This is a genomic window from Amycolatopsis pretoriensis (assembly GCF_900107925.1).
In the GTDB taxonomy this organism is placed as follows: domain Bacteria; phylum Actinomycetota; class Actinomycetes; order Mycobacteriales; family Pseudonocardiaceae; genus Amycolatopsis; species Amycolatopsis pretoriensis.
In genome coordinates this window covers 76,265-89,277 of record NZ_FNUJ01000019.1, presented here as the reverse complement: position 1 = coordinate 89,277, position 13,013 = coordinate 76,265, and the positions used below count along the sequence as shown (strand labels likewise).

The following is a 13,013-nucleotide window of genomic DNA, read 5'->3' as shown; positions in this document are numbered from 1 at the left end:
CGGCTTCAGTCCGCTGTGGACCGCCGGCGAGGTGCGGCCGAGCGGGGAGGCGTCGAGCGCATGTGGTCGCGCACCGGTGCCAGCAGCGCCGCCAGGCTCTCGACGTCGTCGCGGGACAACGGCTCGAACAGCAGGCCGCTGACCACTTCGACGTGGCCCGGCAGCACGGCGGCGAGCCGCTCGCGACCGGCGTCGGTGATGGTCACCGTGATGCCGCGCTCGTCGTCCGGTGACGGGGCCCGCACCACCAGGCCCGCCTTCTCGAGCAGGCCCGCCTGGTAGGTCAGGCCGCTGCGGCTGTAGACGACGCCGTCGGCCAGGTCGGTCATGCGGTGGCTGCCCGACGGCGAGTCGCCGAGCCGGGCCAGCAGCTGGAACTGCACGTAGCTGAGCTCGCCGGCCTCGCGCAGCTGCTGCTCGACCGCGTGCCGCAGCAGGCTCGTCACCTCGATGAGGTCGAAGTAGGCGCCGAGCTGCACGGGGTCGAGCGACGGTGGCGTGTCGGACATGCCCCGGAGTCTACTGCTTCGAATTCGAAGGTCCCACGGATGCGCGGGCACGGGCACACTGGCGCCATGTCGCTGTCCGAGCTCGGCGCCGCCGTCCGCCGGCTGCGCGAGCACACCGAGCCGGCCGGCGGACCGCGCGCCGGGCGCCGGGTTCGCGGCCTGCGCCGGGAAGAGCTCGCGGAGCTGGCCGGCGTGTCCGCGGACTACGTGCGACGGCTGGAGCAGGGACGCCGCCACCCGTCGGCCGGCGTGGTGACCGCCATCGCGCGCGCGTTGCGCGTCAGCCGGGCCGACTACGAACGGCTCTGCGCCCTGGCCGGCTACGCCGCGTCCGACGGCCGGGTGCCGCGCGAAGCCGGGGCGGCCGCGATCCGGCTGCTGGAGCGGCTCGGCGGCACCCCCGCGTTCCTGACCGACGCCGCGTGGAACGCCGTCGCGGTCAACGGCGCGTGGCAGGCGCTCGGCGGCACGGCGGCAACGAGCACCCGGGACTGGAACGTCGCCTGGCGCACGTTCTGCGACCCGCGAACGGAAATCGCCCGCACAGACGAGCACCAGGCCGGGTTCCGGGCCGCGCTCGCCGCGCGGCTGCGGGACACCTCCCTGCGCTACCCCACCGACCCCGCACTGGCCGAGCTCGTCGACGAGCTGCGGAGCACCAGCCGCGAGTTCGACTCCTTGTGGCGCAGCCCCGAAACCGATCACGCCTTCGAGAACCGGGCCGTCTTCCGGACTCCGGACGGCGACGGCGTCGCGCTCGACGGCACCCTCCTCGGCGTGCCCGGGGACGACCTGCTGGCGGTGGTCCTCACCGCCGCCCCGGGCTCGGCCGACGCAGCCCGCCTCGGCGAGGTCGTCCGCGCGGCCGGCGCGCCGGCCGTGCTCAGGGTGGGCCAAACCGGCCCAGGCTGACCGGGCCCGCGACCACGATCCTGGGACCCGAGTGGATCAAGGGGTCCGCCGGGGGTGACCGGCCTCACTTGCTTCGAATTCGAAGCAGCAGTACTGTGCTCCCTAGTTGCTTCGAATTCGAAGCTCTTCCCGAAAGCGAGAAGTCCGATGAAGGCAGTGCGTTTCCACGACTACGGCGACCCCGAAGTCCTGCGTTACGAAGATGTCGAGGTGCCCGTCCCCGGCGCCGGGCAGGTCCGGGTGCGCGTCGCCGCGACGTCGTTCAACTCCGTCGACGGCAACATCCGCGGCGGCTTCATGCGCGGCCCCATCCCGGTCGAGCTGCCGCACACCCCCGGCCTCGACGTCGCCGGCACGGTCGACGCCCTGGGCGAAGGCGTCGACGGCTTCGCGGCCGGCGACCCGGTCGTCGGCTTCCTGCCGATGGACAAGCCCGGCGCCGCCGCGGAATACGTCCTCGCCCCGGCCGGCGTCCTGACTCGAGCGCCGAAGGACGTCCCCCTGGCAGACGCCGCCGCCCTGCCGCTGGTCGCGCTGACCGCGTACCAGGCGTTGTTCGACCACGGCAAGCTCACCGCCGGGCAGCGCGTGCTGATCAACGGCGCCGGCGGCGCGGTCGGCGGCTACGCCGTCCAGCTGGCCAAGGAAGCCGGGGCCCACGTCATCGCGACGGCCAGCCCGCGCAGCGCGGACGCCGTCAAGGCCGCCGGAGCCGACGAGGTCGTCGACCACACCGCCACCGGGGTGCCGGCCGCGGTGACCGAGCCGGTCGACCTCGCGCTCAACCTCGCCCCGGTCGACCCGGCGGAGCTGGCCGCGCTGGTCGCCCTGGTCAAGCCGGGCGGCGCCCTGGTGAACACGACGGTGTGGATGCCCGCGCCGTCCGACGAGGACCGCGGCGTGCGCGGCATCGACCTGTTCGTCCGCAGCGACGCCGGCCAGCTGGCGAAGCTGGTGGCGCTGGTCGACTCCGGCGCGCTGCGCGTCGACGTCGCCGAGCGGGTGCCGCTGGCCGAGCTGGCCGCCCTGCACGCCCGCGCCGCCGAGGGCGCGGTGCACGGCAAGGTCGTCGTGACGGTCTAGTGCGGGTCGGTGCCGTTGAGGGTCGCGACGACCTGGTCGTAGTCGCCGCGAGCTTCGCCGTAGCGGAGGAACTTGACCCGCTCGACCTGGATCTCCCGGTCGTCCGGCCGGGTCTCGAGGAGGGTCATGACCTCGGCGACGAACTCGCCGAGCGGCATGGCGTGCTCGTTCTCGGCCTGGCCGGGCAGCAGGTCGGTCTGCACCGACGGCGGCACCAGCTCCACGACTTTCACCGAGGTGTCCGCGAGCTGCAGCCGCAGTGACTCGCTGAGCATGTGGATCGCGGCCTTCGAGGCGTTGTAGCTCGGGGTCACCTTCAGCGGGGTGAACGCCAGGCCCGAGGAAACGGTGACGATCGTGGCGTCCGGCCGGGTCCGCAGGTGCTCGACGAACGCGGCGATCAGCCGGATCGGGCCGAGCACGTTGGTCGTCACGACGTTCTCGGCCGACTCCAGGAACGTGTCCGGCGCGTGCCAGTCCTCGACGCGCATGACGCCGGCCATGGTCACCAGCACGTTCAGCTCCGGGTAGCGGGCGATGACGTCCTTCGCCGCCGCCTGGATGCTCGCGGGGTCGGTGGTGTCGATCCGGACGGTGCCGAGGCCGGGGTGCGCGGCGGCGATCTTCTCCAGCAGCTCGGTGCGGCGCCCGCCGACGATCACGGTGTTGCCGCGGTCCTTCAGCGCCAGCGCGAGGGCCAGGCCGATGCCGCTGGTGGCGCCGGGGATGAAGAGGGTGTTTCCGGTGATGTCCATGCCCCGACTCTCGCCCCGTCCGGCGGGCTGCGGCAGAGAGCCCTCATCGGGGGATCGGCGCTCCCTGGTTGCGGCCGCGCGGAGCGCGATACTGGGGGTATGGACCGAGCGGAACTGGCGGCCTTCCTGCGGCGGCGCCGGGAGCAGCTGCGTCCCGAGGACGTCGGGCTGCTGCCGGGCGCGCGCCGCCGGACGGCCGGGCTGCGGCGGGAAGAAGTCGCGTCGCTGGCGGCGATGTCGACGGACTACTACACGCGCCTGGAGCAGCAACGCGGTCCGCAGCCGAGCGAGCAGATGCTGGCCGCGCTGGCCCGCGCGCTGCGCCTGACCGGCGACGAGCGCGACTACCTGTTCGAGGTCGCCGGCCGCACGGCCCCCTCCCCCGCAGCGACGGCGGCCCACGTGGCCCCGGCGTTGCTGCGGGTGCTGGACCGGCTGTCGGACACGCCCGCGCTGATCCTGTCCAACCTCGGCGAGGTCCTGGTGCGCAACCGTCTCGCCGAAGCGCTCTACGGCGGCCCGGCCGAGTACACCGGGCTCGCGCGCAGCGAGATCTACCGCTGGTTCACCGACCCGGACGAGCGCCTGATCTACCCGGAGCACGACCGCGACCGGCAGAGCCGGGCCCTGGTGGCGAACCTGCGCGCCGCGCACGGCTCGATGGGCCCGCGCTCCCGGGCCGGCGAGCTGGTGCGGGCGCTGCTCCGCGAGAGCGAGGAGTTCGCGGCGCTGTGGGAGCGCCACGAAGTCGCGAAGCGGTTCGAGGACCACAAGGTGCTGGTGCACCCGCAGCTCGGCGAGATCGAGGTGGACTGCCAGGCGCTGTTCACCGAAGACCAGTCACAGGCGCTGCTGGTGCTGACGGCGCCGCCGCGCACGGAGGCGTTCGAGAAGCTGCAGTTGCTGGGTGTGCTGGGCACCGAGCGCTTCGAAGACAGCACTGCTTAGGAGCGCAGGTCGGCGCCCTTGGTCTCCGGGAAGCCCTTCACCAGGATCGGCAACGCGATCAGCGCGACGACGCTCGCGTACACCGCCGGCGCCAGCAACGTGCCCGTCCCGTTCACCAGCAGCTCGCTCACCAGCGGCGCGGTACCGCCGAAGATCGCGTAAGCCACGTTGTACGGCAACGCCATCCCGCTGAACCGCACCCCCGTCGGGTACAGCTCCAGCACCGACAACGCGCCTATCTGCAGCAGCGACACGGCGAACACGAACACCAGCAGCGCCACCACTACCGCGACCAGGCTCCCGGTGCCCATCAACAGGTACGCCGGCACCACCAGCAGGACCGCCGCCAACGCGCCCAGGCGGATCTGGATCCGGCGGCCGTGGCGGTCGGCCAGGACGCACAGGCACAGCGACACCGGGATCGATACCACGTTCGCCGCCGTCGTCAACGCCAGCACCGTCGTCGCGCGCATCCCGATCGCCGCGTTGAGGTACGTCGGCAGGTAGCCCAGGAACATGTGCGTGATCAGGCCCAGCACCGCGAAGTAGGCGAACAGCACCAGCAGCGTCCGCCGGTGGCCGCGCCACAGGTCGCGGAACGGACGCGGCGGGACGTCGCCGGCCCGGTTCCGCATCTCCTCGAACACCGGGCTTTCGTCGACGCGCAGGCGCAGCACCAGCCCGGCCAACGCGACCAGCCCCGCGAGCACGAACATCCACCGCCAGCCCTCGGCCGCGAACCGGTCGCCGAACACCGACCGGAACACCAGCGCGACGGCCGTCGCCCCGACCGCGCCGAGCATCGTGGACGAGCCGACCAGGCCCGTGTACCACGCGCGGCGGCCGTCCGGCGCGTGCTCGACGGTGAACGTCATCGCGCCCGTGTACTCGCCGCCGGCGGAAAACCCTTGCACCAGGCGGCAGACCAGCAACAGCACCGGGGCGAGCACCCCCACCGACGACCACCCGGGCAGCAGGCCCATCAGCGCCGTCGCCGCGCCCATGACGATGATCGACCACCCGAGCGCGACCCGCCGGCCGCGCCGGTCGCCGATCCGCCCGAACACGACCGCGCCCAGCGGCCGGGCCACGAACGCCACGCCGTAGACGGCGAACGCGCCGAGCAGCGCCGCCGTCTGGTTGCCCGGTGGGAAGAACGTCAAGGCGATCACGCCGGCGGTGTAGCCGTACAACGTGAAGTCGAACCACTCCACGAAGTTCCCCACCGCCGAGGCGAACAGGACCCCGCGGCGCATCTTCGCGCTCCGCGCCCGGTCGGACGACAGCACCCGCGTCGGCTGGCTCATCGGGCCTCCAGTGCTCGGTTGAGTCGTTCGAGTGTGCGGGGGCGGCCCGGCCGCGAACCAGCGGCGGATGTCGCGTCCGGACACCGCGGTGGACGACGTTCGTCGATACTCAGCGGCCCAGGTGGTCGCGGTAGGCCGCGGCGATGACCCGCAGCTTGAGCCCGAGGTGCAGCATCAGCCGGTCGTCGCCGGAGTCGAGGCTGCACCCGGTGATCTGCTCGATCCGCTTGAGCCGCTGGTACAGCGTGGCGCGGTGGACGCGCAGGGAGTCGGCGGTGCGCTGGATGTTGCCGGCGTGGTCGAAGAAGTCGGTCAACGTCGTGAGCAGGACGTCGTGGGTGTCCTCCTGCTCGATCGCCGCGAGCGCCGGCACCGGGGAGGCGGTGAGCAGGTCCTCGGGCGGCAGTTTCAGCAGGAGTTCGTACGGCCCCAGCTCGCCCCAGCGGGCCAGGGAACCGATGCCGGGCAGCAGCAGGGCCGCGCGGGCGGCCAGCAGCGCCTCCCGGTAGGACGTGACGACGTCGCCGAGCGCCGTCACGGTGCCGCCGAGCCCGAACACCGGCGGCGCGTTCTCGTCGCCGAGGCGCCGGAAGCGGGTCGTGATCCGCTCGGCGACCGCGTCGACCAGACCTCGGGACGGCGCGACCCGTTGCACGAGAAGGATCCACGCGCGCGATCGGTTCGCCGCCATCAGGGCGACGTCGCCGGTGACCGCGCGGACACCTTCCTCGACCGCCGCCTCGAACGCGACCTCCTGCGGGGCGGCGGCCGCCCGGCACTGCACGGCGAGCACGGTGAAGTGGCTGCTTTCGTCGCCGAAGAGCTGTTCGGCCCGCAGGTCTTCGATCGCCTGCGCGCGCACCGCGAGGTCGCCGGAGACGAGCTCGCGCAGGATGCCCTCCTGCCGCGCCTTCGACCGCTCGTGCAGCAGCAACCGGCGCAGGAGCATCGCCCCGGCCGTGGCGGCCGCTTCGCCGGCGGCCGCCATTTCGTGCTCGGTGAACGTGCCGTCCCTGTCGATCAGCCACAGGTAGCCGAGCAGCATGCCGTTGCAGCGCACCGGCGCGCACAGTCGCGGCATCGCGCCCTCGACGTCGACGACGCCGGGCGCGACCCAGCGGCTGATGCCCTGGGCGAGGATGTGGTCGACGATCCGCGGTTCGACCGCGCGGTTCATCACCGAGCTGACGCGCAGGGCGTCCTCGTCCCCGAAGTGGCGGCTGGCGGCGAGCAGCCGGATGGCCGGGTCGTCGATCGCGACCGACCGCCGCAGGCGCTCGGCGAGTTCGTCCACGATGGACTGCAGATCGCGGTCGGCCACGGCGCTCCCTTCCCGGGGTGCCGTCCACGGTAACCCGGTGGTCAGCCCAGCACCGTCCCGGAGCTGCCGGTGTTGCGCTCGCGCTTGCGGGAGAACGCGCCGAGGTCGATCTCCAGGCCGGTGTGGACGCCCTTGTAGCGGACCGGATCGCGGTCGTGGTCGGCGCCGGCCTCGACGCGGTCGATCAGCGTCGCCATGAGCCGGCCGACGACCGGGGCGTTCTTGAACTGGTTGCCGCTGGTGCCCATGGCGACGTAGAAGCCCGGCAGCCCGGTGCGGTCGTAGATGGGCGTCCAGTCGTCGGCGGCGTCGTACACGCCGGCCACGCCCCGCGCCCGGTTCGGCACGCGCAGCCCCGGCAGCCGGCGCGCCGCCCGCGTGACCTGGGCTTCGAACACCGCCATCGTCGGGTGGAGCTGGGCGTCGTCGGGGTCGTCGAGCCAGTGCAGCGGGTCGCACGCGGGCTCGGTGCCGCCGACGAGCAGGCCGCCGCCGATCTCGCCGCGGAAGTAGGTGCCCAGATCCATGTCGGCCACGGCCGGGCCCACCCCGCCGGGCGGGTGGTAGCCCGCGGGCGCGCGGACGTGGGCGACCTCCTGCCGCAGCGGCCGCACGCCGATGGTGAAGTCCCCGCCGACCCCGGCGAGCGTGTTGAGCTTGCCCGACCACGGCCCGGCGGCGTTGACGACGACCGGTGCGGCGATCCTCGTGCCGTCCGCCAGCACGACGGCGGCCACGCGCCCGGAGCGGGACTCCACCCCGGACACCGTGGCGCGGAACCGGAACCCGGCGCCTTCCTTCGCGGCCGCGTCGGCGAGGTTCCGCGCCGCGAGCTGCGGATCGGTGACGTACCCGGCGTCGGGGGTGTAGACGCCGCCGAGGGTGCCGGTGGCGGCGGCCCCGAAGGCGTCGTCGTCGATGCGCTTGGGCGGCCAGAACCGGCCGGCGTCGAGGCCGGGCACGCGGTCGAGCAGGGTCGCGGTGTCCCACTCCTCGTACGGCACGCCGACCTCGTCGAACAGCGGCAGCCAGCCGGCCCGCGGAGCGGCCTCGACGTCGAGCATGACCAGGCCACTGCGTTCGAACCGGGCCAGGTCGCCGACGTCGTGGCCGAGGTGCTCGGCCCACGCCGACCAGCAGAACCGCGCCTCCCAGGCGGCGGTCACCCCGGCGAGGGTGGAGAAGTTGTAGCGGACCACGGCGCTCGACGCGCTCGTCGAGCCCTGCCCGGCACCGCTCGCGCGGTCGACCACCACGACCCGGCGTCCCGCCCGGGCCAGTTCGAGCGCGATCGCCGAGCCGATCACCCCGGCGCCGATCACGACCGCGTCGGCGCTGACTTGCGAGTTCATCTTCGTCCTCCCTGTGCTGCCGCGTCCCAGTGTGGGAAGCCCGGCGCCCGCCGTCGCCCGACAGCTGTCGCGATCCGGGCGCGTCCGGGGCGACGGATGTCCATTGGCCCCGGGCGCCGGTCCGGACGACAGTGGGCTGAGTCACCCCACGCACGGACGGAGTAGTTCATGTGGCTCACCGGAGCGACCGTCATCGACGGGACCGGCGCGGACCCGGTCCCCGGCCAGGCCGTGCTCGTCGAGGACGGCCGGATCGCGGCCCTCGGCGGCACCCCGCCGGCCGGCGCGGACGTCCTGGACCTGACCGGCCTGTACCTCACCCCGGGGCTCATCGACGCCCACGTCCACCTGGGACTGTCCAGTGACCTCGACAAGCTGAGCACGTCCCGGCAGCTGTCCGTCGCGGAGATCGCCGCCGACATGTTCGCCAACTGCCGCCGGACCCTGGACTCGGGCTTCACGACCGTGCGGGACACCGGCGGCGTGGACGACGGCATCGCCCGGGTCGTCGCCGACGGCCGCGTGCCCGGCCCGCGCATCCTGCACTGCGGCCCGATCCTCGTCCAGACCGGCGGCCACGGCTACCTCGGCGCGGAGTGGGACTCGGCGGAGGACTGGGACGCCCGCCAGGTCCCCGGCCTGTTCGCGCTGTCCCTGCTCTCCGACGGGCCGGACTCCGTGCGCCGCAACGCCCGGGAGGCGTTCCGGCGCGGGGCGGGCTTCCTCAAGATGTGCGTCACCGGCGGGGTCGTCTCCCGCCACGACAAGCTCACCGACACGCAGTTCACGCACGACGAGATCGCGACCGCCGTGGCCGAGGCCCGCGCCCGCGGCACGTACGTGACGGTCCACGCGCACAACAACGAAGGCCTGCGCACGGCCATCGACGCGGGCGCGAAGTGCGTCGAGCACGGTTCGGCGGTCGACGCGGAGATGGCGGCGCTGATGGCCGAGAAGCGTGTCGCGCTGGTGCCGACGCTCGCGGTGGCGCACGCCCTGCTCAAGGACTCGACCGAGGCCGGGCTGCCCGCGCACATCGGCGAGCGCGTCGGCCACGTCATCGACGGCCAGGCCGACGCCATCCGCGCCGCCCGCGCGGCCGGGGTGCTCATCGGGTCGGGCTCGGACTACATCGGGCCGAACCAGGACCACCGCGGCCACGAGCTGGTGCTGCGCAGCGAGATCGAGTCGCCGATGCAGGCGCTGGTGTCGGCGACCCGGGACAACGCACGCGTCCTGCGGATCGGCGACGAGATCGGCACGATCGAGCCCGGCAAGCTCGCCGACCTGGCCGTGTTCGGCGGCGATCCGCTCGCCGACCCGCTCGTCTTCGACGACCCCCGGCAGGTGAAGGTCGTGCTCCAGCTCGGCCGCGTCGTGAAGGACATCCGCTGACCCGCTCCCCGAGGAGGACCATGACCACCGTTGCGGCAAACCAGGGCCGGGTCGGCCCGAAGGAACCCGTGACCGGCCGGCGAGCCGTCGCGTCGAGCCAGCACCGGATCGTCACCGACACGATGCTCGACACGCTGCGCACGGGCGGCAACGCCGTCGACGCGGCGATCGCCGGCAGCCTGGTGCAGGCCGTCGTCCAGCAGGACATGACGAACCACACCGGCACCGTCACCGCGCTCGTGTACGACGCGGCATCCGGCGAGGTCGCCGAGCTGAACAGCATGGGCACGATCGTGCCCGGCCTGCCGCCGTTCGCGCCGATCCCGATGGGTAAAGGGCTCTACGCGGTCGCACCCGGCACGCCGCGCGCGGTCGCGCCGGGCTTCATGCCGGGAATGAAAGCGCTCTACGACCGGTTCGCGACCCTCCCCTGGGCCCGGTTGTGCGAGCCCGCCGTCCACTGGGCCGAAGAGGGCCACGAAGTGACGTCGTTCGAGCACCTCGTGCTGGCCCAGACCGTGGACTTCTTCCTGTACACGGAATCCGGCCGGGCGCACTTCACCCCGGACGGGCACCTCCCCCAGGTCGGCGACCGCTGGGCGTCGCCGGAGCTGGCCGAGACCATGCGCCGGCTCGCGGCCGAGGGCCCGGACCACTTCCTGACCGGCCGGTGGGCGCGGGACTTCGTCGCGCGCGGCAACTCCCTCGGCTGGGGCGTGAAACTCGAGCACCTGACGGCGATCCCGCCGCGGTGGGCGGCGGGCCACCGGTGGGAGCACAAGGGATCCACCGTCGTGCAGCAGTCGGCACCCGAACGCCAGGGCGTCTACTGCCAGATAGTGCTGGGCATCCTCGACGAGCTGGACATCACGGCGGTCGGGCACTGGTCGGAGAACGCCGAGGCGCTGTACTACCTCGCCCACGCGTTGCGCCGCGCCGCCCTGGAAACCGGGATCCTCAACGATCCCGGCGTCTTCGGCGACACGACCGGCCCGCTCACCTCACCGGCGTTGATCAAGGGGTTCGCCGACATCCTGCGCAACGCCAAGGCGCGCGTCGACCTCACCGAGCACGTCAACCTGACCCGCGGGGCGCCCGCGCTGGCCGCGTCGGGGGCATCGAAGCAGCCGGCCGCATCCCCGGCGAGGTCGTCGGCGGCGTGCCGATGGTCGGCAGCCACGCGGTGAACAGCCTGGCCTCCCCCATCGAAGGCTGGGTGACCGGCGGCGGCCGGATGCGCTCGATCCTGTCCAACACGATGGTGCTGCGCGACGGGAAACCGTGGCTGTCGCTGGGATCGCCGGGCAACGTGCACTGCACGGTCCCGCAGGTGCTGTCGAACATCCTCGACTTCGGCATGGACCCGTACGCGGCCGACGACGCCCCGCGCTGCCTGCCGTACGAGGACGACCACACGATCTCGGTCGAGTCCCGCGTCGCGCCGGAGGTGCCGGCCGGGCTGGCGAAGCTGGGCGTGCTGACGAACCCGCTGCCGCGGTACGACTACCACATGGGCACCTACCAGATGGCGTGGCGCGAGGCCGGCGGCGGCTTGGGCGCGTGCACCGGACCGCGCCGCGAAGGCGTGGCCGAGGGGTTCTGACGGACCGGCCGCGGCACCCGGTCCGGTGCCGCGGCCGTGTAACTTTCACGACCGGCCACCCCGCGGTGGTGGCTCTGAGGTGGCCGGATCGCGCAGCGTGGCGGCAAAACCCCGGGCGACCCGGTGCCGGGATTGACAATCCTTCTTCCGGCGGCCCAGGCTGACGCGGCGAATGTTAGCGATAACAGTCGCCCGGAACCGGACCCGACCCAGGCTGGGAGAAGTTCGTCATGAGCAGAGGAAGCATCGGCCGCCGGCGCCGATCCCTGATCGCCGCGGCCACCGCCGCGGCGACAGTCGCGGCCGCCGTCGTGGTGGGCGGCACGCTGGGGGCCGGCGCGGCCCTGGCCGACGTCACCGGAGCACTGCACGGCGTCGGATCCGGGCGGTGCCTGGACGTCCCGAACGCGAGCCAGACCGACGGCACCTCCCTGCAGATCTACGACTGCTGGGGCGGTTCGGGCCAGCAGTGGACGGCGACGTCGGCCGGCCTGCTGACGGTGTTCGGCGGCAAGTGCCTGGACGTGCCCGGCAGCGCGACCACCCCCGGCACCCGGGTGCAGATCTGGACCTGCCACGGCGGGGCCAACCAGCAGTGGCGGCTGAACTCCGACGGCACGGTGGTCGGCGTGCAGTCCGGGCTCTGCCTGGACGTCACCGGAGCCGGCACGGCCAACGGCACCGCCGTCGGGCTCTGGACCTGCACCGGCGCCGGCAACCAGAAGTGGACCGGCCTGTCGGCCACACCCACGACGACCACCACCACCCCGACCGGCAGCGGCTGTTCGCTGCCCTCGACCTACCGCTGGTCCTCGACGGGGGTGCTGGCGCAGCCCAAGAACGGCTGGGTGTCGCTCAAGGACTTCACCAACGTCGTCTACAACGGCCAGCACCTCGTGTACGCGTCGAACGTCGCGGGATCGTCGTACGGCTCGATGGCCTTCAGCCCCTTCACGAACTGGTCCGACATGGCTTCGGCCGGCCAGACGGGGATGAGCCAGGCCGCGGTGGCGCCGACGCTGTTCTACTTCGCGCCCAAGAACATCTGGGTGCTGGCCTACCAGTGGGGTGCGTGGCCGTTCATCTACCGCACGTCGAGCGACCCCACCAACCCCAACGGCTGGTCCTCGCCGCAGCCGCTGTTCACCGGCAGCATCTCCGGTTCGGGCACGGGCCCGATCGACCAGACGCTGATCGCCGACGGCTCGACCATGTACCTGTTCTTCGCCGGGGACAACGGGAAGATCTACCGGGCGAGCATGCCGATCGGGAACTTCCCGGGCAGCTTCGGCTCGAACTACACGACGATCATGAGCGACTCGCAGGCCAACCTGTTCGAGGCCGTCCAGGTCTACAAGGTGCAGGGCCAGAACCAGTACCTGATGATCGTCGAGGCGATGGGGGCGAACGGGCGCTACTTCCGTTCGTTCACCGCGAACAGCCTGAGTGGTTCGTGGACTCCGCAGGCCGCCAGTGAAAGCAATCCCTTCGCGGGCAAGGCGAACAGCGGTGCCGGCTGGACCAACGACATCAGCCACGGCGACCTGGTCCGCGCCAACCCGGACCAGACCATGACCGTCGACCCCTGCAACCTGCAACTGCTTTACCAGGGCAAGTCGCCCAGCGCCAGCGGTCCGTACGACCAGCTGCCGTGGCGGCCGGGCGTCCTGACGCTGCAGCGCTGACCCGATCCGAGGAGAACCCCGGCCGCCCCCGGCCGGGGTTCGCTCTCCCGAGAACTTCGTTGCCGCCGCGGGCTTCCGCCCGAGGATATCCCCGGGCTAGGCTGGGATTCTCCGATGATCACGGCCAGCGCGAACCCGAGGGG

Annotated in this window: 12 protein-coding genes; 7 read left to right on the top strand and 5 right to left on the bottom strand. The window is 72.7% G+C overall.

From position 1 onward, the window contains the following. Positions 1 to 5 precede the first annotated feature (5 nt). Entirely contained in the window at positions 6 to 509 is a 504-nt protein-coding gene (locus BLV96_RS47595) for a MarR family winged helix-turn-helix transcriptional regulator (RefSeq protein ID WP_086671326.1), read from the bottom strand. A gap of 66 nt (positions 510 to 575) precedes the next feature. Between BLV96_RS47595 and BLV96_RS47590 the strand changes: the two genes are divergently transcribed. Continuing rightward, positions 576 to 1,421 (top strand): helix-turn-helix domain-containing protein, encoded by an 846-nt coding sequence (locus tag BLV96_RS47590; RefSeq protein WP_086671324.1) that lies wholly within the window; start codon positions 576 to 578, stop codon positions 1,419 to 1,421. A 147-nt stretch (positions 1,422 to 1,568) separates the two neighbouring features. Then, positions 1,569 to 2,504 carry an NADP-dependent oxidoreductase gene (locus tag BLV96_RS47585; RefSeq protein ID WP_086671322.1) on the top strand — a complete coding sequence of 312 codons (936 nt, stop codon included), beginning with the start codon at positions 1,569 to 1,571 and terminating at the stop codon, positions 2,502 to 2,504. Here the strand turns inward: BLV96_RS47585 and BLV96_RS47580 are convergent. Continuing rightward, the gene (locus BLV96_RS47580; RefSeq protein ID WP_086671320.1) at positions 2,501 to 3,259 is read right to left on the bottom strand and encodes an SDR family oxidoreductase; all 759 of its coding nucleotides are present in this window, start codon (positions 3,257 to 3,259) and stop codon (positions 2,501 to 2,503) included. The two genes, BLV96_RS47585 and BLV96_RS47580, sit on opposite strands and share 4 nt — an antisense overlap. A gap of 99 nt (positions 3,260 to 3,358) precedes the next feature. On the opposite strand from BLV96_RS47580, the gene BLV96_RS47575 reads away from it, so the two are divergent. Continuing rightward, positions 3,359 to 4,207 carry a helix-turn-helix transcriptional regulator gene (locus BLV96_RS47575; RefSeq protein WP_086671318.1) on the top strand — a complete coding sequence of 283 codons (849 nt, stop codon included), beginning with the start codon at positions 3,359 to 3,361 and terminating at the stop codon, positions 4,205 to 4,207. Here BLV96_RS47575 and BLV96_RS47570 read toward each other — a convergent pair. The 3 genes from BLV96_RS47570 to BLV96_RS47560 form a co-directional block, all read right to left on the bottom strand. Next, entirely contained in the window at positions 4,204 to 5,514 is a 1,311-nt protein-coding gene (locus BLV96_RS47570; RefSeq protein WP_086671316.1) for an MFS transporter, read from the bottom strand. The genes BLV96_RS47575 and BLV96_RS47570 overlap by 4 nt on opposite strands. Positions 5,515 to 5,623: 109 nt before the next feature. Continuing rightward, positions 5,624 to 6,835 (bottom strand): PucR family transcriptional regulator, encoded by a 1,212-nt coding sequence (locus BLV96_RS47565; RefSeq protein WP_086671313.1) that lies wholly within the window; start codon positions 6,833 to 6,835, stop codon positions 5,624 to 5,626. Positions 6,836 to 6,876: 41 nt separating this feature from the next. After that, positions 6,877 to 8,187, bottom strand: coding sequence for an NAD(P)/FAD-dependent oxidoreductase (locus BLV96_RS47560; protein WP_086671310.1), 1,311 nt, complete (start codon positions 8,185 to 8,187; stop codon positions 6,877 to 6,879). Positions 8,188 to 8,355: 168 nt separating this feature from the next. On the opposite strand from BLV96_RS47560, the gene BLV96_RS47555 reads away from it, so the two are divergent. From BLV96_RS47555 to BLV96_RS47540, 4 genes are all read left to right on the top strand, one after another. Further along, the gene (locus tag BLV96_RS47555) at positions 8,356 to 9,582 is read left to right on the top strand and encodes a metal-dependent hydrolase family protein (protein WP_086671309.1); all 1,227 of its coding nucleotides are present in this window, start codon (positions 8,356 to 8,358) and stop codon (positions 9,580 to 9,582) included. 20 nt (positions 9,583 to 9,602) lie between these two features. Further along, the gene (locus BLV96_RS47550; protein WP_086671306.1) at positions 9,603 to 10,769 is read left to right on the top strand and encodes a gamma-glutamyltransferase; all 1,167 of its coding nucleotides are present in this window, start codon (positions 9,603 to 9,605) and stop codon (positions 10,767 to 10,769) included. After that, positions 10,748 to 11,185, top strand: a complete 438-nt coding sequence (locus tag BLV96_RS47545; RefSeq protein WP_158104052.1) for a gamma-glutamyltransferase — start codon at positions 10,748 to 10,750, stop codon at positions 11,183 to 11,185. The genes BLV96_RS47550 and BLV96_RS47545 overlap by 22 nt, the downstream gene beginning before the upstream one ends. Before the next feature lie 230 nt (positions 11,186 to 11,415). Continuing rightward, positions 11,416 to 12,870 (top strand): non-reducing end alpha-L-arabinofuranosidase family hydrolase, encoded by a 1,455-nt coding sequence (locus tag BLV96_RS47540; protein WP_086671302.1) that lies wholly within the window; start codon positions 11,416 to 11,418, stop codon positions 12,868 to 12,870. Positions 12,871 to 13,013: the final 143 nt, after the last annotated feature.